Source organism: Kitasatospora papulosa (genome assembly GCF_000717245.1).
GTDB lineage: Bacteria > Actinomycetota > Actinomycetes > Streptomycetales > Streptomycetaceae > Streptomyces > Streptomyces papulosus.
In genome coordinates this window covers 94,336-115,075 of the sequence record NZ_JNYQ01000008.1, presented here as the reverse complement: position 1 = coordinate 115,075, position 20,740 = coordinate 94,336, and the positions used below count along the sequence as shown (strand labels likewise).

The following is a 20,740-nucleotide window of genomic DNA, read 5'->3' as shown; positions in this document are numbered from 1 at the left end:
CGAGAAGGGGGAGTTCATGGCTCATCTGTTGGTGGTCGAGAGCTGGGTCGGATCGATGAGCAGACTGCTGCCGCGGGCCCTGGGGGAGGGAGGACACCACTTCACCTTCCTCACCCGCGATCTGCAGCACTACCTCCGGGCGGCGCCGGAGGGCACGGACCATCCGCTGCTCACCGCCCGTAACGTCGTCACGGCGCCCACCAACGACCTCGGCGCACTGCTTCCGCAGGTCGAGCGGCTGCACGAGGCCCTGCGCTTCGACGGGGTGGTCACCTCCTGTGACTACTACCTGCCGACCGCCGCTCGGATCGCGGGCCTGTTGGGCCTGCCCGGGCCGTCGGCCGAAGCCATGGAGAAAGCCTGCCGCAAGGACGCCACCCGGCGCGTCCTCGGCGCCGCCGGCGTGCCCGGACCCCGCTTCGCCGTCTGCGCGGACGGGGCGGAGGCGGCCGTGGCCGCCCACGACCTCGGCTATCCCCTGGTCGTCAAGCCGGTGGACCTCTGCGCGGGCATGTTCGTGCGCCGGGTCGACGACGAGGACCAGCTGGCCGAGGCGTGCGCGGCTCTCGCCGCCTTCCCGTACAACGCCAGGGGACAGCGGCGTACGCCCCACGTCCTGCTGGAGGAGTACCTCCGAGGCCCCGAGGTGAGCGTCGAGACCGTGACCTGCAAGGGCGTCGCCCACGTCGTCGGAGTCACCGACAAGAGCGTCGGCGGAGCTCCGGCCTTCGTCGAGACCGGTCACATGTTCCCGGCCGCCCTCTCTCCGGACGATCTCGCCGCAGCCACCGGCACCGCGCTGAGCGCCGGCGCGGCGCTCGGTCTCGACGACGTCGTGGCGCACACCGAGATCAAACTGACCGAGGACGGCCCCAGGGTGGTGGAGGTCAATCCCCGTCCCGCGGGCAATCGCATCACCGAGCTGGTCCGCCACGTCACCGGGATCGACCTCGCCGCCGCCTGCGTCGACGTGGCACTCGGCCGGGAACCCGACCTGCGCCCCCGCGACACCGGTACGCGGAGCGCGGCCATCGGATTCCTCATGCCCGGCCGCGCGGGAACCCTCGCGTCCGTCGAGGGCGCCGACCGTGTCCGCGACGCCGACGGTGTGCTGGAGGTCCAGACCGCGGAACCGGGGCGCACGGTCGAGGCGGCGGACAGCAACAACGCCTACCTCGGCCACGTCATGGCCGGCGACGCCACCGGACTCGGCGCGCGGGACCGCGTGGAGACACTGCTCGCGGAACTGCGCCCTCGGCTGGTGCGCTCATGACGACGACCTCGCACCCGCCCGCCCTCTGCTTCGACGCCCTCCTCGACCAGGCCCTGCGGGGTGAACTCGGCCCGGACCCCTCGGCCCGCCGCATCTCGGTGGCCTTCACGACGTCCCAGGCCGTGCGGCACGACGGACGACGTGGCGGATACCGCAACGAGGTCCTGAGCCTGCGCCTGGGGCGCGCGGTCGGCTCGTGCGCGGTGGAACCCGGGGCCCTTCCCGCCGGGGCCGTCGAGGACTGCGCCGGTGCCGACGTCGCCGGGCTGCTCGCCCATCCGCTGCTGCCCGTCCGGGTCGCCGCCCTGGACGCCTACCTGACGGACGTCACGCCCCATGCCCCGCACCACGGGGCGCAGCCGGTGACCGTGCCCGCCGGAAGCTCGCTCGAACGGTCGCAGGCGCGTGCCACCGCTGTCGTCGACCTGCTGGAGGTGCCGCCCGGCGGCACCGTCCTGGTCGTCGGCGTCGTGAACTCGCTCCTGTACGAACTGCGTTCGCGCGGCCTCACCGTCGTTCCCTGCGACCTGAAGGGAGGCACCACCGACTGGGGGGAGCCCATCGGCACGGACGCCCTGCAGGAGATCGAACGCTGCGACGCGGTGCTGGCCTCCGGCATGACCCTGGGCAACGGGACCTTCGACGCGCTGCGCGGGAGCGCCCTGAGGCACCGTAAGCCCCTCGTCATGTTCGCCCAGACCGGCAGCGCGGTGCTGCCCCGGTTCCTGGGCGCAGGTGTATCCGCGGTGTGCGCCGAGCCGTACCCCTTCTTCTGGCTCGACGGCGGACCCGGCACCATCCACCGCTACCGCGCGGGCGACAGCGGTCACGGCACCGTCCACCGCGGCCGCCCGGACGACGGAGGCACCTCGTGACCACGGCATCCCTGCCCGCTCTCGCCCCCAACCGTGAGCTCCTCGCACTCATCGGCCGCACCCCGCTCGCCAGGATCACCACCGGACTTCCGCTGTCCCACCCGGGCTTCTGGGCCAAGCTCGAAGGACATGCCGTCGGCGGCATGAAGGCACGGGCCGCCGTGTCCATGCTCCTCGGCGCCGAGGAGCGAGGTGAACTCCTCCCCGGCGCGCCGGTGGTGGAATCGACCTCCGGCACGCTCGGCATAGGCCTCGCGTTCGCCGGCCAGGCCCTCGGACACCCCGTCGTCCTCGTCGGCGACAGCGAACTGGAGCCCTCGATGCGACAGTTGCTCCGCTCCTACGGAGCGCGCCTCGAACTCGTGGACCGTCCCAAGGCGAACGGCGGATGGCAAGGAGCCCGCCTCGACAGGCTGCACGACCTCCTGGCCCGGCTGCCCGGGGCGTACTGGCCCGACCAGTACAACAACCCCGACAACACGGCGGGTTACGCCTCACTCGCGGCCGAACTGGCCGGCCGGCTCGCCCATCTCGACATCCTCGTGTGCAGCGTCGGCACGGGAGGGCACAGCGCCGGGATCGCCGCGCCCCTGCGACGGCACTGGCCGGGACTGCGGCTCATCGCGGTCGACTCCACCGGCTCCACCATCTTCGGGCAGACCGCGGCGCCCCGGCTGATGCGCGGCCTCGGCAGCAGCATCCATCCGCGCAACGTCGCCTACGACGCGTTCGACGAGGTCCACTGGATCGGCCCCGCCGAGGCCGCCGACGCCTGCCGGCGGCTCGCCCGCGGGAACTTCGTCAGCGGCGGCTGGAGCACCGGGGCCGTCGCCCGCGTGGCCGCCTGGGCCGCCCGCACCCACCCCGGTGCCGCCGTCGCCACCGTCTTCCCCGACGGACCCCACCGCTACCTCGGCAGCGTCTACGACGACGACTTCATGACCGCCCATCGACTGGACCCGGACCTCGCGGCCGTCCGTCCCGTCGACGTACGGCACCCGCGTGTCCCGCACTCCGGAGGCTGGACCAGGTGCACCACCGTCACCGATCCGCTGGCGGACAGCATGGAGAGGCAGCCGTGAAACTGACCCAGCACACCGTGCGGCTCACCCTCACCGAGCCGCTGCGCATCTCGCGATCGACGATGACGGCCCGCGACGCCGTATGCCTCACCCTCGAACACGACGGGTCGAGCGGCCACGGGGAGGCTGTCACCAGCCACTTCTACGGCCTCGACACCCCCACCCTGCAGCGCCTCGCCGTCCGGACCGGTGAGCGGCTCGCCCGCTTCGCCGACCCGGAGACCGCCCTGCACGCCCTGCGCGCCGGCGAACTCGACGAGCCCGGCACCCCCGCCGCGATGACCGCCGCCACCGAATCGGCGCTCCTCGACCTCGTCGGGAAGCGCACCGCCACCCCCGTGCACCGCATCCTCGGGGCCGCGGCTGCGCCGAGGACCGCCACCGCCCGGACGATCTCCCTCACCTCCCCGGGGGTAGCGGCCGCCCAGGCCCGCGCACTGTCGCGCGCCGGGTTCTCCGTCATCAAGATCAAGGCAGGGGACCGGGACCACGCGACCGATCTCGACCGGGTGCGCGCCGTCCGCGCCGCCGCCCCGGCGGCCCGGCTCCTCCTCGACCCCAACGGGGCCTGGTCGGAGGCCCGGGCACGCGCGCTCCTGCCCCGGTTCGCCGAACTGGGCGTCGAAGCGGTGGAACAGCCGCTGGCCCCCGGAGACCCGGAAGCACTCGCCCGGCTCGCCGCCCGCTCGCCCGTGCCCGTCATCGCGGACGAGGACGCGGTCACCTACGAGGACGCGCGCCGGCTCGCCGGACGCGTCCACGGCATCAACGTCAAACTCGCCAAATGCGGAGGCGTCCACGCGGCCCTGCGTATCGCCGTCCTGCTCGAAGGCAGTGGCACAGACCTGATGCTGGGCTGCCTGACCGCCAGCACCCTGGGCATCGCCCCCGCCGTCCACCTCGGCGACCGCGCCCGCTGGACCGATCTCGACGGCCACCTCCTGCTGGCCCACGACCCCTGGGCCGGCATCGGAGGCGCCGACGGGTTCGTCGCGGCCGCCGAACGGCCGGGTCTCGGCGTCCACCCCCGCTCCGAAGCCCGGATCGGGAGCGCGGCCCCATGAACACATGGAACGAGATCCGCGGATTCCCGCTCGCCATCCGCCTGCTGCTCGTCAACCAGCTCGGTGTCAACACCGGCTTCTACCTGCTCGTCCCCTACCTCGCCACCCACCTCGGCGACGACCTCGGGATGTCGGCGGCCGTCGTCGGGATCGTCCTCGGCGTACGCAACCTGAGCCAGCAGGGACTCTTCCTCATAGGCGGCTCCGCCGCCGACCGGCTCGGCGCCCGCGGCGTCATCATCGCCGGCTGCGCGATACGCACCGTCGGCTTCGCCCTCTTCGCGCTCGGCGACGGTCTGCTCGTGCTGCTCGCCGCCTCCGTACTCAGCGGCCTCGCGGGCGCCCTGTTCAATCCCGCCGTCCGCACCTACCTCGCCCAGGAGGCGGGCGAACGCAGAGCCGAGGCGTTCGCCCTGTTCAACGTCTTCGCGACGACCGGCGCGCTCATCGGCCCCCTGCTGGGAAGCGCCCTGCTCCTCGTCGACTTCCGGGCCTCCGCACTCACCGCCGCCGGGATCTTCGCGCTGCTCACCGTCGCCCAGGCTCTGGTGCTCCCCGCCCGGCAGGTCCCACCGGCCACCGGCAGCGTCACCGCCGACTGGCGCGAGGCGGTCGGCAACCGCGCCTTCCTCGCCTTCGCGCTGGCCATGGTCGGCATGTTCACCCTCGAGAACCAGCTCTACCTCCTGCTCCCGGCCGGCGCACGGCACGCCACCGGGTGGGACGGCGCCGCCGGACTCGTCTTCCTGGTCGGGACGATCGCGGGCATCGCCTTCCAGCTGCGGATCACCCGCGCTCTGTCGCGACGCGGAACGCGAGGGCGCTGGATCGCCGCCGGACTGGTGCTGATGGGGCTGGCCTTCGTCCCGCCGATGCTCGTCGCCGGTACCGGTACACCCCCGGACGGGCCCCTCGACGCCACCCTGCGCGCCCTGCCCGTGCTGGCCGGAGCACTCCAGCTCCACCTGGGAGTGATGGTGGCTCAGCCGTTCGTCATGGAGCTGATCCCGGGCTTCGGGCGCAAGGAGCTGACAGGCACGTACTTCGGGATCTTCTACGCCGTCTCCGGCATCGCCGCGGCCGTCGGGAACGCGGCCGTCGGCCGGGCCATGGACGCCGCACCGGGCGGGGGAGGCAGCCCCGCCGCCCTGCTCCCCTGGGCCTGCTGCCTGGCGGCCGGACTCGTCTCGGCGGGCGCGGTGACCTGGCTGCACCGCAACGGCACCCTGCCCACGACACGTCCCGTCCCCGTGGCGGTGGCGGCATGAGGGACCGCACCGGAAACCTGCTCACCGACCACCCGGAGCTGTACGAGGCCAGGTTCCCCGACCCCGAACACCTCGCGGGGCGGTGGGCGCAGGACGTCCTGTGCCGCCACGCCGCCGGCCCCACCGTCCTCGACCTGGGCTGCGGAACCGGCCGGGACGCCGCCTGGCTCCACCGTGCGGGGCGCAGGGTCACCGCCGCCGACCTCTCCGGGACCATGCTCGCCCACGCCCGCGCACACCACCCGGGACCGGCGTACGTGACGGCCGATCTCAGCCGGTTCGATTTCGGTCAGCGGGTCTTCGACGCCGTGGTGTGCCTGGACAGTTCGCTGCTCTACTGCCACACCAACGAACAGCTCGACGGATTCCTGAGGTCCTGCCGCCGCACCCTGGTGCCCGGCGGGCTGCTGGTCGCGGAGATGCGCAACGGCGCGTACTTCCTCGGCCGGGACGAACCCCCGGCCGCGCCGTCCACGGCCCGCTTCACCTGGCACGGCACGACGTACCGCTCGACCACCGCACTGCGCGTCGACCGGGCCGCCCAGCTCCTGCGGCGCACCCGGAGCTGGACCGCCGACGACGGCAGCCCGCCCGTCGTGGAGCACTCCGCGTGGCGGCTGCTCCTGCCCCAGGAACTGCGCCACTTCCTCGCCGTCCACGGCTTCGACGTCCTCGCCCTGCACGACGGACCCGGCCCGCGCACCGAACCCGCCTGGCAGCCGGGCGCCGGAACCGGGGACACCGCCGACGGCGACCGGCTCCACCTCGTCGCCAGGAAATCCACCGGGAACCCGGCCCGGACGCCCGCCGGCGACCCGGCACACCCAGCAACAGGAGAACGACCATGACCGAATCGGCCGACAGACACGATCGCTTCCCCGGCCTGCGCAGACGCGGCTTCCTCGCAGCGGCCGGCGGAGCGGCCGGCTTCGGCGCCCTCGCGCTCGCCGGATGTTCCGGGCCCGAGGCCACCGGATCCGCGGCGGGCAAGGGGGACGGCACCCCCCGGCGCGGCGGACGGGTGCGCGCCGCCTTCGCCGGAGGCGGCGCGAGCGAGACGCTCGACCCGCATCTGGGCAACCTCTTCGCCGACGCCGCCCGGAGCAAGGCGCTGTTCGACAAGCTCGCCGACTACGGCGCCGACCTCGCAGCCGTGCCACGCCTCGCCGAGGCATGGGAGCCGAACGCCGGCCTCGACCGCTGGAACGTCACGCTGCGACAGGCGCAGTTCCACGACGGGAAGCCGGTGACGGCCGCCGACGTCCTGTACAGCTACCGCCGCATCGCCGACCCCGACAAGGCGTACCGGGCCCGCGCCTCCCTGGAACCCATCGACCTCCGGGCGAGCCGTGCGACCGGGGAGCGGACCGTCGAGTTCGTGCTGAAGCGGCCGACCGCCGAATTCCCCAACGTGATGGCCGCCTTCGGCACCTACATCGTGCAGGACGACGCCACCGGCTTCGACCGTGCGCCGATCGGCTCCGGCCCCTTCCGGTTCGTCTCCTTCGCACCCGGACGCTCCACCGTGCTACGCCGCCACGACGCCCACTGGGACGGCGCCCCCCACCTGGACGAGCTCGAATTCGTCGTCGCCAACGAGGAGTCCGCCCGGATCAACGCCCTCCTCGGCGGACAGGTCGAGTACGCGCACGAACTCAACCCCGCCACCGGGCGCGCCCACGAGAAGTCGGGCGGCATCACGATCGTCCGGCTCCGCAACAGCGCCATGCAGGCCTTCGCCATGAAGACCGATCGCCCGCCCTTCGACGACCCCCGGGTCCGCGAGGCGTTCTTCCTCCTCGCCGACCGCGAGGAACTCGTGAAAGGCGCCCTCTCCGGCGCGGGAGAGACGGGCAACGACCTCTTCGGAAAGGGATACGAGTACTACGCCGACGAACTCCCGCAGCGTGAACAGGACATCGACCGCGCCCGCCACCTCCTCCGGAAGGCCGGTGCGGAGAAGCTGAGGGTCACACTCGACACCTCGGCCGTCGCCGCCGGATTCACCGAGGCCGCCGGGATCTTCCGCGACCAGGCGGCACGCGCCGGGGTCACCGTCGACGTACGGATGGGCAGCAAGGACTCCTACTGGAAGGACATCCTCGACTCCGGCACCCTGTGCTGCTACCGGTCCGGAGCCATGCCCATCGAGTCCCACATCTCCCAGCGGCTGCTCACCGACTCCACCACCAACGCCACCAAATGGCAGGACAAGAACTTCGACGCCCTCTACCGGCAGGCCCAGTCCACCCGCGACCGTACGGCACGGGCCGCGCTCTACACCCGTATGCAGCGACGACTGCACGCCGAAGGAGGCTTCCTGGTCTGGGGATTCGGCGACTGGATCCTCGGCACCGCCTCCTCCCTGCGGGGCGTCGCCCGGGAGGCACCCGCCAACACCCTGGACTGGGCGCGCTTCGACAAGGTCTGGCTGGCGTGAACGCACTGCGCTCCTGGATCGCCCGGCGGCTGCTCCTCGGCGTCCTGCAGACCGCGGCCGTCGTGCTGCTGGTCTTCGGGCTCACCGAGGCGCTGCCGGGCGACGCCGCGGTGGCCTTCGCCGGTGACCAGCCCGACCCGCAGCGCATCGCGGCCGTACGCGAGGCGATGGGACTGGACCGCCCCGCCCACGAGCGGCTGACCGACTGGGTCGTGGGGCTGCTGCACGGCGACTTCGGGACCTCGCTCACCTCGGGGCGGCCGGTGGCCGGATTCCTCGCCGACGGCTTCGGCCCGACCCTGCTCCTCGCCACCCTCACGGTCCTGATCCTGGTTCCCGTGTCGGTGGGCCTCGGCGTACTCGCCGCCCGGCACGAGGGCCGCCTCACCGACCGGCTGATCAGCTCCGCCACCCTCGGCGTCTACGCCGTGCCGGAATTCGCCCTCGGAGTGCTCCTGGTGAGCGTCCTCGCGCTGCGTCTCGGCTGGCTGCCGCCGACCGCCGTGGGGTACGGCACCGATCTGCTCGCCCACCCCGCCGCGCTCGTCCTGCCCGTCCTGGTCCTGCTCGCCCGGCCCGTCTGCTCGCTCGCGCGGCTGGTCAGGGCGGGCATGATCGACGCGCTCGCCGCCCCCTGGACCGCCCATGCCCGGCGGTACGGAATCCCCGGGGCCCGCATCCGCTACGGACACGCCCTGCCCAACGCCCTCGCCCCCGCCACCCAGCAGCTCGCCCGCACCATCGACTGGCTGCTGTGCGGCGTCATCGTCGTGGAGGCCCTCTACGTGATCCCCGGACTCGGCACCGTCCTGATGAACGCCGTCGCCGACCGCGACATCCCCGTCGTCCAGGGGCTCGCGGTGGTCTTCGGTGTCGCCACCGTCCTGCTCAACCTCGGTGCCGACCTCGTCACCCACCGGCTCGCACCACGCTCGGGGGCCGCGGCATGAAGCGACTGGGCGGATACGGCCCCGGGGCCGCCGTCGTCGCCGTCCCGCTCGGCATCGCCCTGGCCGGCCCTCTCCTGGTGGGGGAGCCCACGGCCCGCGCCGCCTCCTTCACCCTCGACGCCGGCCACCGGCTCGGCACGGACTTCGTCGGACGGGACGTCGTGCAGCAGGTGCTGCTCGGTGGACGGCCCGTGGTGCTCGTCGCCCTGGCCGCCACCGTGCTCGTGTACCTCGTGGCCCTGCCGGTCGGGCTGGCCTGCGCGCTCACCCACCGCAGATGGCTGGAGGAGGTGCTGATGCGCCCCCTGGACGTGCTGCTCGCCGTCCCCTCGCTCCTGATGATCCTGCTGGTGGCCGCCGCCTTCCCGCCGGGGAAGGCGGGACTCGCGCTGCTGGTGGCCTTCGTCTCCGCCCCGGACGCGACCCGGATCGTGCGCGCGGCAGCCGCGGAGGCGGCGTCCCGTCCCGCGGTCGAGGCGCTGCGCATGCAGGGCGAGAGCTGGTGGCGCCTCGCCGTCGGATACGTGGGCCGGTCCATCCTGCGCACCCTGGCCGCCGACGCCGGAATCCGGCTGACCGGGGTGCTCTACCTGGTGGCCACCGCGGCCTTCCTGGGCATCGGGGTCGCCCCCGACGCAGCCGACTGGGCCGTCATGGTGGACCGCAACCGCACCGGGCTGATCGTCCAGCCCTGGGCGGTGGTCGTTCCGGCCCTGCTCATCGTCGCGCTGACCATGGGCGGCAACCTGCTCGTCGACGCCGCCATGGAACGCCGTACACCGGTCCGGAAAGGGCGCCGTACATGAAGGAGAACCCCGTGATCGCCGCCGTCACCGGACTGACGGTCGAGGTCGACGGCCGCGCACTCGTCGACCGGGTCTCGCTCCGCATCCGCCCCGGCACCGTGACCGCCCTGGTCGGCGCCTCCGGCAGCGGCAAGACCACGACCGGCCTCGCCCTGCTCGGCGCGTTCCCGGCGGGCGCGCGCGTGACGGGCGAGGTGACCGTACACGGCACCCGCGTCGGACACGTCCCACAGCACCCCGCCGCCGTCCTCAACCCCGCCCGCCGGGCCGGGGCCCTCCTGCGCGACATGGCGCGGCAGCAGGTGCGTGACCTGCCCCGGTCCCGGCGCCGCGCCGCAGCCCGGCAGCGCGTCGCGCGGGCACTCGCCGACGCCCAGCTCGACGACGCCGGAAAGCTGCTGAGCCGGTACCCGCACCAACTCTCCGGAGGCCAGCAGCAGCGCCTCGTCCTGGCCCAGGCCCTGCTCCTCGGCGCCGGGATCATCGTGGCCGACGAACCCACCACCGGACAGGACGCCCTGACCACACGTCGGATCGTCGAGCAACTCGCGGCCGTGGCGGGGCGGGGCATCGCCGTACTGCTGCTCAGCCACGACCTCGACGTGGTACGGGCGCTGGCCGACGAGGTGCTCGTGATGCGCGGCGGCCGTGTGGTGGAACAGGGACCGGCGTACCGGGTCCTGGACGCGCCCGCAGACCCGTGGACCAAGGAACTCCTCGCCGAACCGCGCACCCTGCCGTACGCGGATTCCGGGCAGGCCGGTACCGAACTGCTCACCGTCGAAGGACTCACCGCGCGTCACCGGACCGGCGGCGCCCGCGTCCCGGTGCTGAGCGTCGACCGGCTCACCCTCCGCAGCGGTGAATGCCTGGCCCTCGTCGGGCGCTCGGGCAGCGGCAAGACCACCCTCGGGCGCTGTCTCGCCGGCCTCCACCGTGATCACACCGGGCGGATCACGCTCGACGGCACGGAACTGCCACGCAGCCTGCGGGACCGCAGCCGTGCGCAGCTCGCCGCCGTGCAGTACGTCTTCCAGGACGCCCGGGCGGCCTTCGACGAGCACCGGCCTGTCCTGGACCAGGTGGCCCGTACGGCGGTGCGCCTGCGCGGCGCCGAACCCCGGGAGGCGGTCGCCCGGGCCCGGCGGGTACTGACGGACCTCGGGCTGGCCGGGGAACTCGTCCGCAGGCGGCCCGGCCTCCTGTCCGGCGGCGAACTCCAGCGCGCGGCCCTGGCCAGAGCGCTCCTCGCAGAGCCCCGGGTCATCGTCTGCGACGAGATCACCTGCGGGCTCGACCCGGTCACCAGGCGCTCCCTGCTGAACCTGCTGGGCGCACTGATGAGCCGTCAGGACGCACCCGCCGTCGTACTGATCACGCACGACCTCGACACCGCCGCGCCGGCCGACAGGGTGGCAGTGCTGGACGGCGGCGCGGTGGTCGAGGAGGGCACGAGCGAACAGATCCTGAACGCTCCCCGCCACCCGTTCACGGTCGCGCTGGTCGGTGCGTCGGGAAGGAGGGGAGCCGCAGTACGCCGCTGACGCGGAATCCGGACCGCCCGTCCGGACGTACACTCGCCCCATGGGTCACACCGGCGTCCTGGGCGAGTGGGTGCGCCAGGCCACCTCCGGTGCGCCGGTGAGCTGCCGCATCGTCCTGGACGGACACGGCTGACGGCCCTGGGTGAGGGCGTCCCCGTCCGCCGATGATGCCTGCTCCGCCTCTCCGCCGTCCTTCCACGCCTCACGCGGTCACGGCGCCCACCGCTTGTACACCGCACACGCCCGACTTCACCACCGCTGCTTCGGCGCACTGCCGTCGCGGCGTTCCGGCGACGGCCGTACCAAGGCTCGAGCCACCCTCGAAGGGACCACCTTGAAGCTGAGCGAGCTGCTGGCCGGACAGAACCATCACATCCGCCAGGGAGACCCGGAGAAGGCGCTCATCACCGCCGGAACGGCCTTCGATGCGGACCGGGTGGTGCCGGGGTCGCTCTTCATCGCGGTGCCCGGACACTTGGAGGGCGGCCCCGGCGCGGTCGCCCCCGCCCTCGCGCGGGGCGCGGCCGCGGTCGTCGTCGAGGACGGCTGTGTGGTGCCCACGGCGGCGGGGGACGTCTGTGTCGTACAGGTCCCGGACGCCCGGCGCACGGCCGCCGTGGCCGCCTCCCGCTATTTCGGCGAGCCAGGGCGACGGATGGACATGGTGGCGATCACGGGCACGAACGGAAAGACCTCCGTCTCGTACATGGTCGAGTCCGCGCTGCGGATCTCCGAGGGAGCGAGGGCGGGGGTCATCGGCACCGCCGGGAGCCGTATCGGCGACGAGCTGATCCCGATGCCCCGGTCGGTGCTGAGCACCCCGGAATCGCCCGACCTGCAGTACCTGCTGGGGTACATGCGCGACCGTGGGGTGGGCACCGTCGTGCTGGAGGCCACGTCCATGGGGTTGCTGACGCACCGGATCGACAGGACCTTCATCGACGTGGGGGTCTTCACCAATCTGAGTCAGGACCACCTGGACGACCACGGCACGATGGAGAACTACCGGGACGCCAAACTCCGGCTCTTCCAAGGGCTGTGCGAGCACGCCGTGGTCAATGCCGACGATCCGGTGGGTGCGCGTATCGGCGCGATGATGCCCGGAGCGGTGACCACGTACGCCCTGGACGCCGAGGCCGACTTCCGCGCCACCGACCTGACCGCTGACGCCTCGGGCACCCGCTTCACGCTGCACCACCAAGGCCGCAAGTACCCTGCGGCGATTCCCACCCCCGGCCGTTTCTCCGTGTCCAACGCGCTGGCCGCGATGGCGGCCTGCCACACCCTCGGGCACGACCTCGCGGGGCTTGTCTCCGCCCTCGGACGGATGCCGCAGATCCCGGGCAGGTTCGAACGTCTCACGACCGTCGGGGGAACCTCGGTGATCGTGGACTACGCACACTCACCGGACTCGCTGGAGAAGGTGCTCGGCGCCGTCCGCGGCTTCGCCCGCTCCGCGGTCGTCACCGTCTTCGGCTGCGGCGGCGACAGGGACACCACCAAACGAACCGACATGGGGAGGATCGCAGGGACGCACTCCGACCTGGTGGTGCTGACCTCGGACAATCCGCGGACCGAGGACCCGGAAGTCATCATGGACCAGGTCGTCCCCGGTATCGAGGCGACCGGCACCCCGTACGAACGCTTCACCGACCGCCGCACGGCCATCGAGTTCGCCCTGTCGGCCGCCGGCCCGGACGACATCGTCCTGATCGCAGGCAAGGGCAGCGAGCCCTACCAGATCGTCGGCGACGTGCTGCTGCCCTTCAGCGACGTGGCCACCGTGCGGGACCTCGCCGACATCCGGGTGGCCGCCACCCGGTCCTCCCCGGCGCCGGCGAAGGTGTTCCCCTCCCCAACAGGGCTGCCGCCGCAGCGCTGACGGGAAGGCGGAGGTGTGGACGGAGCCGCCCGTCACTCCGGCCACGGCGACTCGAGAACGGTGCGTACGAAGTCCCCGCGCTCGAAGCCGGGAACGTAGTGCTGGAGCACGTCGGCCTTGACGTTGCCGAAGGTCGTCTCCGGCTTCGGGCGGATTCCCTCCGTGAAGGAGGCGAGGATCCGCCGCTTGAAGTCCGGCCGTGGATGCAGCGCGACGACCGCCGCGCGGTCCGCGTCGGAGATGTCACCGTAGCCGATGCCGAGGACGTCGTACTCCACACCGGCCGTCACCAGCGCCACCTCGGGTTCCATGAACGCCGGGATGCCCGGGGTGGTGTGCAGGGCGATGGCGGTCCACACCCGCCGCACGCCGTCCTCCGGCACCCCGCGGGCCCGCAGGAAGCCGCGCGCCTCGTCCGCGCTGTCCACCTCGAAGCGCCGTCCGCTGGACCGGAAGCGCTCGCCGAGCCCGAGATCATGGAACAGGGCGCCGACGTAGAGGAGTTCGGGGTCGAAGGACAGATCCCGTCGATGCCCCTGCAGAGCGCCGAAGAGGAAGACCCGGCGGGAGTGGTGGTACACGAGGTCGTCGGTCGTGTCCCGTACGAGCTCGGTCGCCTCGACCGCGAGCTTCGTGTCCGGTACGCGCACGCCTGCCGCAGCGGACGGATCGGCTGCCATGGTGTCACCCAGCTTTCTGTACGACGGATCGCGGCGGGGACGCCCAGGATCCGTGTACGCAGGCCCCGTGCGACGGCCGACAGGCCGCACGTCCCCCGACTGACGCACATCCGACTCACAACAGAGGTGCGTCGATCGCCGCGACACGGGTGTTGGCGGGTGCTGCCCGACGGGTGCGAGGCTGGATCCGCGTCCCGGACAGGGGCGGAACGGGGGAAAATGAAGATGAACGTGTTCACGACGGCGGCCGGAGCGGTCGCCGGGCGACGCGCCGTCCGGGATCCGGGAGTCGTCGTCCTGCGCGGAATCCCCTACGCGGCGCCGCCCTTCGGCGCGGACAGGTTCCGCGCCCCGCGGCCTGCCGCGCCCTGGAACGGAGTCCGCGACTGCGCTTCGTTCGGGGCCGTCGCCCCCCAGTCGGCCGAGCTTCCCGGCGCGCCTGTCTGGTCACCGGGCGACGAGGACGTCCTGAGCCTCAACGTCTGGACCCCGGACGGCGACGGCGGGAGGCTCCCCGTGCTCGTGTGGATCCACGGCGGCGCCTACGTCTTCGGTTCCTCCGCACAGCCCGACTTCGACGGGACGTTCCTGGCCGGTCACGGAGTCGTGGTCGTCACCCTCAACTACCGCCTCGGCTTCGAGGGATTCGGCCACGTCCCGACCGCGGACGGGGAGGAAGCCCGGCCGGACAACCGTGGACTGCTCGACCAGATCGCCGCGCTCCGGTGGGTGCGCGACAACATCGCCGCGTTCGGCGGCGATCCCGGCCGGGTCACGGTGGCGGGACAGTCCTCCGGAGCGACCTCGGTTGCCTGCCTCATGGCGATGGGCGCGGCGCGCGGCCTGTTCCGCCGCGCCCTCGTCCACAGCGCCGTGAACGCCTGCGCCACCCCGGAGTCCGCCGCCCGCACCACGGCGGAGGTCGCCGCGGCCGCCGGTGTCCCCGCCACGTACGCCGGGCTGGCCTCGGCCTCCCCGAAGGCCCTCGTCGAGGCTTCGGACCGGGTCGCCGAGGGCTACAGGCGGGACCCCGGGTCGGGGCACCGCCACTACGATCCGGCGATCTACGGACCGGTGGCGGGCGTGGCAGGACTGCCGGCCGACCCGCTGACGGCGTGTGTGGCGGGAGTGTCCCGCGAGGTGGACCTGATGGTCTGCCACACCGCGGAGGAGTACTGGCTGCTGGACGCCGTGGGCAGCTGTGCGAAGGTCACCACGGAGCAGCAACTCACCGCGTTCGCCGCCGACCACCGCCTCCCGCGCTCCCTGCCGGCCGACTACCGCGCGCTGATGCCCGGGGCATCCGTGAACGAGATCTACCTGGCCGTGTACGGGGACCTGATGTTCGGGGAGTACAGCAGCAGGCTGGCCGAGTCCCACGCGCGGGCGGGAGGGCGTGCGTACCTCGCCCGCTTCGTCCGCCGGCGCGACGGGCACGGGGCGCCTCTCAGGGCCTGGCACTGCGCAGACATCCCGTTCGCCTTCGGCACCCTGGACGACGAGAACGTCCGTTTCCTCGTCGGGGGGAATCCGGGCGCCGCCGACCGTGAACTCGCCGGGCGCATGGCGCAGGCCTGGGCGGACTTCGCCGCCACCGGCGATCCCGGCTGGCAGCCGATTGGATCCGTCACCGGTGATGCCGTACGGATCTGGGACACCTCCCCGGAGAGCGGCGGCAGCGGGTGGGACGACTTCCGGGAGCCGTGGCGAGCGGCCGGGCTTCCGCTGCGGGCCCCCTGACCTCACCGAGAGGGCCGACGCGCACCTGCCCGTTCGCGGGACCGCACGGGTGGCACGGGCGGATCGACGGACGCACGGCGGGGCAGCCGCGGGATGTCATTGGCATGGACCTGCCCGTCGAACTGGACTACAGTCCGTGGCGGCACTTCTGAGAGCGCTCTCAGACGGCTTTCGGATGCTTCCTGTTCCACCCCCACGATGCTGGAACAACACGAAGGGGCACTCCCTTGAGACATACGACGATGGTGCGGACCGGTCTGTCCGCACTGCTCATCATCGGCACCTGGGCGACCGCCGGCTTCACCCAGGCGACGGCGGCCGACTCCCGTTCCTCCGCCGAACCCCAGGCGTCGGCCGGGATCATCACGGCCATGCAGCGCGACCTCGGGCTGACGAAGAGCCAGGCCGAGGCTCGGCTCACCGCCGAGAAGAAGGCGACGGCCCTGGAGGGAACCGCGCGGAGCGCGGCCGGTGCCTCGTACGGCGGCTCCTGGTTCGACGCGAGCAGCGGCAGGCTGACGGTCGCCGTCACCGACGATGCCAAGGCGGGTGTCGTCCGGGCGGCCGGCGCGCAGGTCCGCGTCGTCGAGCACACGGCGCGGGAGCTCGACGCCGTGAAGAACCGGCTGGACGCACTCACCGCGCCCAGTGGCGTGAGCAGCTGGCACGTCGACCCCCGGGCGAACAGTGTCGTCGTGACCGTGGTCGCCTCCGAACAAGGTGACAACGATGTCCGGTCCTTCGTCGCCAAGGCGCGCGAGGCCGGCCCGGTCACGGTCGAGCAGACCTCCGAGGCGGCTCGGACGTTCGCCGCGGGAACGGTCGGCGGCGACCCGTACTACACCGGCAACGTCCGCTGCTCCATAGGCTTCTCGGTCCACGGCGGCTTCGTCACGGCGGGCCACTGCGGCCAGGCGGGCGGAGCGGTCAGGGGCTGGGACGGATCGGCCATCGGCAACTTCCAGGGATCGTCCTTCCCCGACAACGACTACGCCTGGGTGAACGTGGGCAGCGGCTGGTGGACCGTCCCCGTGGTCCTCGGCTGGGGCACCGTCTCCGACCAGCTGGTCCGTGGCTCGAACGAGGCCCCGATCGGCGCGTCGATCTGCCGCTCCGGCTCCACCACCCACTGGCACTGCGGAAACGTCCTCGCCAAGAACGAGACCGTCAACTACAGCCAGGGCGCCGTCCGTCAGATGACCAAGACCAGCGTCTGCGCCGAAGGGGGCGACTCCGGCGGTTCGTTCATCAGCGGCGACCAGGCCCAGGGTGTGACCTCGGGAGGCTGGGGCAACTGCAGCAGCGGCGGTGAGACCTGGTACCAGCCCATCAACGAGATCCTCAACCGCTACGGGCTGACTCTCCACACGGCCTGACACGCGACTCCGCCGGCCGCTACGGTCCGGCGGGCAGCCGACCGGGTCTGCTGCGGCAGCAGGGTGGCCCCCTGCCGCAGCAGGCCTCGGCCGAATTCGACACCGGCCCTGCCGCAGGCGGCGGGGCCGGACGGGCTTCACCCCCTCCCGCCGCGCTCGCCACCCCCCCATCGGGCCGGGGCACCCCGACGCAGGCGGCCCGGGTGATCGCCGAGCCCGTTCGCGCGCTGATGCCGCCACGGGAAAGCCCCGCCGATCCGCTCCTTGCAGGTCCGCCCGCGGCGACCGCGTGTGTGACAGGTCCGTCCACTGCGAGCGCGTGTGCGACAGGGCCGTCCACGGTCACTCCGCGCACGGCGAGGGTCATGTGGTGCGGATCCGCATCACCGGCCACCTGTGAGCCGCCGGTCTCTTACCCCCACCACGTGTCTGCGTTCCTTCCGTGCCCGGGCGGCGATGCCACCCCCGCACCGCCCTCGGACAGTGATCCCTTCCCAGGCCCTGCCGTGCGCACCGGCCTCCGGCGGTCTCGAGTCACCTGGGTGAGGGGCGCCGCAGGGCCAACTGCCCGTGCAGCGGCCGCCGTTCACGAACTATTGACATGTTCTCGGCGGCGGCGTAACACTGACAGCACGTGGGAGAGCGCTCTCCCAATGTTCCGTACGACGCACCGTCCAGCTCCACTCTCCCCCCACCGCGCACCCGATGTGCGCGGGCGCAGAGCGGCATGGAGGTCCGCATGGCCGAAAGAATCAGCAGATCCACCCTGGTGTCCGCCCTGGTCGTCATCGCCGCACTGGCCCTGGTGGTCACGGGGTTCACGGCGATCACCCGTGCCGGTGCCCCGGCAGAGGCGGTGCCCGGGGCCGGCGCACCCGCCCAGGTCTCGCGCGTCATGCAGGGGGCGCAGCACACGCAAGGTCACGCCGTGGCGGCCGCCCCTGTCCCCTCGGGGGACGACCCCGACGGTGACGGGTACATCCCCGCGATCCCGCCGGTCACCGGGGTGCAGCCGTCCACCGAGATCCCGCCCCACCGGTACTTCCACGAGTTCCAGGCGAACTGCTCGGTCGACCACACCGGATCGGTCGACCCGATCGTCTACCCGGGCCAGACCGGCAAGTCGCACCACCACACGTTCATGGGGAACGACACCACGGACGAGAACAGCACCACCGCGTCGCTCGGTGCGGGAGGCACCGCCTGCAAGGCTCCCGGTGACCTGTCCGCGTACTGGATGCCGACCCTGTACAAGGGCGACCAGGAGGTGCGCCCGGTCGGCCCGCAGACCATCTACTACAAGGCAGGTGTCACCGACTACCGGACCGTGCGGCCGTTCCCGAAGGGGCTGCGCTTCGTCGTCGGAAGCCCGACGCAGACCGCCGCGGAGTTCCGCGACCATCCCGGCACGGTCGAGGGGTACGAGTGCGGCGAGAGCTACCACAACTACGAGTTCCCGGCGACGTGTCCGACCAGTCGGGACACCCAGCTCAACCTCCGTATGCAGGCTCCCAGTTGCTGGGACGGCAAGCATCTGGACACCCCTGACCACAAGGCCCACATGGCCTATCCGATCGTCATGGGTGCGAACCAGGACGTCTGCCCGGCCAGTCACCCCGTCGCGCTGCCGATGATCGAGTTCAAGATGGCCTGGCCGGTCAACGGAGACATGTCGCAGGTGAGGCTGGCCAGCGGCACGGGCCACTCCTTCCACTACGACTTCTTCAACGCCTGGGACGGCGCCACGCTGGACGCGATGGTCGGCCACTGCATCGTGGGCGGCCTCCAGTGCGACGCCCGGGGCTACGACCAGAACAACCCCGGCGAGGGTGCCGCTCTGGACGAGAACTACGAACTGCCCTGACCGTCACCGCTCTCCCTCATGGGTGAACCGCGCCCATGAGGGAGAGCGCTCTCCCATTCACTCCCCCCACGAGGAGCTGTCACCCTCATGAAACTGCCACGTCTCACCCCCTCGGCCCGCGGCCGCAGACGCACGACGGCGCGCCTCGCCGTCGCCGCGCTCGTCGCCGCCGGAGCGGCCACCCTCCCCGTGCCCGCCGCGCAAGCGGCCGGAAGCGTGGTGAAGGTCGAAGGATCACAGGGGGCTTGGAAACTGACCGTCGACGGAGCGCCGTACACGGTGAAGGGCCTGACCTGGGGGCCGGCCGTGGCCGACGCCGGGACGTACATGCCCGACGTCAGGTCGATGGGCGTCAACACCATCCGGACCTGGGGCACCGACGCCACCACCAAACCCCTGCTGGACAGCGCGGCAGGCCAGGGCATCAAGGTCATCGCCGGTTTCTGGCTCCAGCCGGGCGGCGGACCCGGCAGCGGCGGGTGTGTGAACTACCTGACGGACACCCAGTACAAGAACGACATGCTGGCCGAGTTCCCCAAATGGGTGGAGACCTACAAGGACCACCCCGGCGTCCTCATGTGGAACGTGGGCAACGAGTCCGTGCTCGGGCTGCAGAACTGCTACAGCGGTGACGCCCTGGAGCAGCAGCGCGACGCGTACACGACCTTCGTCAACGACATCGCCGAGAAGATCCACGCCGTCGACCGGAACCACCCGGTGACCTCGACCGACGCCTGGACCGGAGCCTGGCCGTACTACAAGAAGAACGCGCCGGACCTCGACCTGTACGCGGTGAACTCCTACGGCGCCGTCTGCGACATCCGGAAGACGTGGCAGGACGGAGGGTTCGACAAGCCCTACATCGTGACCGAGGGCGGTCCGGCCGGCGAGTGGGAGGTACCCGACGACGCCAACGGCGTGCCGGACGAGCCCACCGATCTCGCCAAGGCCGACGGCTACAGCCGGGCCTGGCAGTGCGTCACGGGGCACACGGGGGTCGCGCTCGGCGCCACCCTGTTCCACTACGGCACGGAGTACGACTTCGGCGGTGTCTGGTTCAACCTGCTCCCGGCGGGCCAGAAGCGGCTCGCGTACTACGCCGTGAAGAAGGCGTACGGAGCCGGAACCTCCGGGGACAACACCCCGCCCGTGATCACCGGTATGACGGTGGACGACGCCTCGGCCGTCCAGGCGGGCAGGCCCTTCACCGTGAAGGCGTCGGTCTCCGACCCCGACGGTGACCGGATCACGCACCAGATGCTGCTCGGCAGCAAGTACGTGGACGGCAGCGGGCAGCTCGACGACGTGCGGTTCACGGACAAGGGCAACGGCACCTTCGAGGTCACCGCTCCCGACCGGCTCGGTGTGTGGAAGGTCTATCTCAAGAGTTCGGACGGCAAGGGCAACGTAGGCATCGAGACCACGTCCTTCAAGGTCGTGCCGCCGAAGGTCGGAGGCACGAACCTGGCGGCGGGCAAGCCGGCCGCCGCGTCCACCTCCCAGCCGGGCGGCACCGGCTGCCCGTGCCCCGCGGGCAAGGCGGTCGACGGTTCCTTCGACACCCGCTGGGCCAGCGACTGGTCCGACCGGCAGTGGATCCAGGTGGATCTCGGGACGAGGACCGCGTTCGACCACGTGCAGCTCGCCTGGGAGACCGCGTACGCCAAGGGCTACACCGTGCAGACCTCGGACAACGGCCAGGACTGGAGGACGGTCCACACGGTCACCGAGGGCAACGGAGGCATCGACGACATCGACGTGACGGGCGAAGCGCGCTACGTACGGGTCGACGCCTCCGTGCGCGGCACCCCCTGGGGCTACTCGCTCTACGAGTTCGGTGTCTACCGGCGCTGACCGGCGCTGAACCCGCCGCACCGTCCCACACCCCGCCGCCGG

General features: G+C 72.2%; 16 protein-coding genes. 15 read left to right on the top strand and 1 reads right to left on the bottom strand.

Features of this window, described 5'->3' with window-relative positions; genetic code table 11:
* Nucleotides 1-16: 16 nt before the first annotated feature.
* The 11 genes from IA22_RS0121800 to IA22_RS0121745 all read left to right on the top strand — a co-directional run bounded on the left by IA22_RS0121800 (nt 17) and on the right by IA22_RS0121745 (nt 13,184).
* Complete coding sequence (locus tag IA22_RS0121800; protein WP_030124571.1) at nt 17-1,273, top strand: ATP-grasp domain-containing protein; 1,257 nt, start codon at nt 17-19, stop codon at nt 1,271-1,273.
* Nucleotides 1,270-2,148, top strand: coding sequence for a Rossmann-like domain-containing protein (locus IA22_RS0121795; RefSeq protein ID WP_030124570.1), 879 nt, complete (start codon nt 1,270-1,272; stop codon nt 2,146-2,148). The genes IA22_RS0121800 and IA22_RS0121795 overlap by 4 nt, the downstream gene beginning before the upstream one ends.
* Complete coding sequence (locus IA22_RS0121790; protein WP_030124569.1) at nt 2,145-3,230, top strand: PLP-dependent cysteine synthase family protein; 1,086 nt, start codon at nt 2,145-2,147, stop codon at nt 3,228-3,230. Before IA22_RS0121795 ends, IA22_RS0121790 begins: the two co-directional genes overlap by 4 nt.
* The gene (locus IA22_RS0121785) at nt 3,227-4,294 is read left to right on the top strand and encodes an enolase C-terminal domain-like protein (protein WP_030124568.1); all 1,068 of its coding nucleotides are present in this window, start codon (nt 3,227-3,229) and stop codon (nt 4,292-4,294) included. The genes IA22_RS0121790 and IA22_RS0121785 overlap by 4 nt, the downstream gene beginning before the upstream one ends.
* A complete protein-coding gene (locus IA22_RS0121780; RefSeq protein ID WP_030124567.1) occupies nt 4,291-5,562 on the top strand; it encodes an MFS transporter in 1,272 nt (423 codons plus the stop codon). Before IA22_RS0121785 ends, IA22_RS0121780 begins: the two co-directional genes overlap by 4 nt.
* On the top strand, nt 5,559-6,410 hold the full coding sequence (locus IA22_RS0121775) for a class I SAM-dependent methyltransferase (RefSeq protein WP_030124566.1): 852 nt from the start codon (nt 5,559-5,561) through the stop codon (nt 6,408-6,410). The genes IA22_RS0121780 and IA22_RS0121775 overlap by 4 nt, the downstream gene beginning before the upstream one ends.
* Nucleotides 6,407-8,002 carry an ABC transporter substrate-binding protein gene (locus IA22_RS0121770; protein WP_030124565.1) on the top strand — a complete coding sequence of 532 codons (1,596 nt, stop codon included), beginning with the start codon at nt 6,407-6,409 and terminating at the stop codon, nt 8,000-8,002. The genes IA22_RS0121775 and IA22_RS0121770 overlap by 4 nt, the downstream gene beginning before the upstream one ends.
* Nucleotides 7,999-8,952, top strand: a complete 954-nt coding sequence (locus IA22_RS0121765; protein ID WP_015579914.1) for an ABC transporter permease — start codon at nt 7,999-8,001, stop codon at nt 8,950-8,952. Before IA22_RS0121770 ends, IA22_RS0121765 begins: the two co-directional genes overlap by 4 nt.
* Nucleotides 8,949-9,758: an ABC transporter permease gene (locus IA22_RS0121760; RefSeq protein ID WP_030124564.1), complete on the top strand. Its 810-nt coding sequence runs from the start codon at nt 8,949-8,951 to the stop codon at nt 9,756-9,758. The genes IA22_RS0121765 and IA22_RS0121760 overlap by 4 nt, the downstream gene beginning before the upstream one ends.
* Complete coding sequence (locus IA22_RS0121755) at nt 9,755-11,302, top strand: ABC transporter ATP-binding protein (protein WP_030124563.1); 1,548 nt, start codon at nt 9,755-9,757, stop codon at nt 11,300-11,302. Before IA22_RS0121760 ends, IA22_RS0121755 begins: the two co-directional genes overlap by 4 nt.
* 334 nt (nt 11,303-11,636) lie before the next feature.
* Nucleotides 11,637-13,184: a UDP-N-acetylmuramoyl-L-alanyl-D-glutamate--2,6-diaminopimelate ligase gene (locus tag IA22_RS0121745; protein ID WP_014152607.1), complete on the top strand. Its 1,548-nt coding sequence runs from the start codon at nt 11,637-11,639 to the stop codon at nt 13,182-13,184.
* Nucleotides 13,185-13,216: 32 nt separating this feature from the next.
* Here IA22_RS0121745 and IA22_RS0121740 read toward each other — a convergent pair whose 3' ends face one another.
* Nucleotides 13,217-13,864, bottom strand: a complete 648-nt coding sequence (locus tag IA22_RS0121740) for an HD domain-containing protein (protein WP_015579919.1) — start codon at nt 13,862-13,864, stop codon at nt 13,217-13,219.
* A gap of 225 nt (nt 13,865-14,089) precedes the next feature.
* Here IA22_RS0121740 and IA22_RS0121735 point away from each other — a divergent pair, with 225 nt between their 5' ends.
* The 4 genes from IA22_RS0121735 (at nt 14,090) to IA22_RS0121720 (ending at nt 20,698) form a co-directional block, all read left to right on the top strand.
* Nucleotides 14,090-15,604 carry a carboxylesterase/lipase family protein gene (locus IA22_RS0121735; protein ID WP_030124561.1) on the top strand — a complete coding sequence of 505 codons (1,515 nt, stop codon included), beginning with the start codon at nt 14,090-14,092 and terminating at the stop codon, nt 15,602-15,604.
* Between the two features lie 242 nt (nt 15,605-15,846).
* Nucleotides 15,847-16,980 (top strand): S1 family peptidase, encoded by a 1,134-nt coding sequence (locus IA22_RS0121730; RefSeq protein ID WP_030124560.1) that lies wholly within the window; start codon nt 15,847-15,849, stop codon nt 16,978-16,980.
* Nucleotides 16,981-17,719: 739 nt separating this feature from the next.
* A complete protein-coding gene (locus tag IA22_RS0121725; protein WP_030124559.1) occupies nt 17,720-18,844 on the top strand; it encodes a DUF1996 domain-containing protein in 1,125 nt (374 codons plus the stop codon).
* A gap of 87 nt (nt 18,845-18,931) precedes the next feature.
* On the top strand, nt 18,932-20,698 hold the full coding sequence (locus IA22_RS0121720) for a discoidin domain-containing protein (protein WP_030124558.1): 1,767 nt from the start codon (nt 18,932-18,934) through the stop codon (nt 20,696-20,698).
* Nucleotides 20,699-20,740 lie beyond the last annotated feature (42 nt).

What these genes read in the sequence shown, in the direction of transcription:
- IA22_RS0121800 (WP_030124571.1), top strand. Translation starts at nt 17, where the DNA reads ATGGCTCATCTGTTGGTGGTCGAGAGCTGGGTCGGATCGATGAGCAGA.
- IA22_RS0121795 (WP_030124570.1), top strand. Translation starts at nt 1,270, where the DNA reads ATGACGACGACCTCGCACCCGCCCGCCCTCTGCTTCGACGCCCTCCTC.
- IA22_RS0121780 (WP_030124567.1), top strand. Translation starts at nt 4,291, where the DNA reads ATGAACACATGGAACGAGATCCGCGGATTCCCGCTCGCCATCCGCCTG.
- IA22_RS0121775 (WP_030124566.1), top strand. Translation starts at nt 5,559, where the DNA reads ATGAGGGACCGCACCGGAAACCTGCTCACCGACCACCCGGAGCTGTAC.
- IA22_RS0121770 (WP_030124565.1), top strand. Translation starts at nt 6,407, where the DNA reads ATGACCGAATCGGCCGACAGACACGATCGCTTCCCCGGCCTGCGCAGA.
- IA22_RS0121760 (WP_030124564.1), top strand. Translation starts at nt 8,949, where the DNA reads ATGAAGCGACTGGGCGGATACGGCCCCGGGGCCGCCGTCGTCGCCGTC.
- IA22_RS0121755 (WP_030124563.1), top strand. Translation starts at nt 9,755, where the DNA reads ATGAAGGAGAACCCCGTGATCGCCGCCGTCACCGGACTGACGGTCGAG.
- IA22_RS0121740 (WP_015579919.1), bottom strand. Translation starts at nt 13,864, where the DNA reads ATGGCAGCCGATCCGTCCGCTGCGGCAGGCGTGCGCGTACCGGACACG.
- IA22_RS0121735 (WP_030124561.1), top strand. Translation starts at nt 14,090, where the DNA reads ATGAACGTGTTCACGACGGCGGCCGGAGCGGTCGCCGGGCGACGCGCC.
- IA22_RS0121730 (WP_030124560.1), top strand. Translation starts at nt 15,847, where the DNA reads ATGGTGCGGACCGGTCTGTCCGCACTGCTCATCATCGGCACCTGGGCG.
- IA22_RS0121725 (WP_030124559.1), top strand. Translation starts at nt 17,720, where the DNA reads ATGGCCGAAAGAATCAGCAGATCCACCCTGGTGTCCGCCCTGGTCGTC.
- IA22_RS0121720 (WP_030124558.1), top strand. Translation starts at nt 18,932, where the DNA reads ATGAAACTGCCACGTCTCACCCCCTCGGCCCGCGGCCGCAGACGCACG.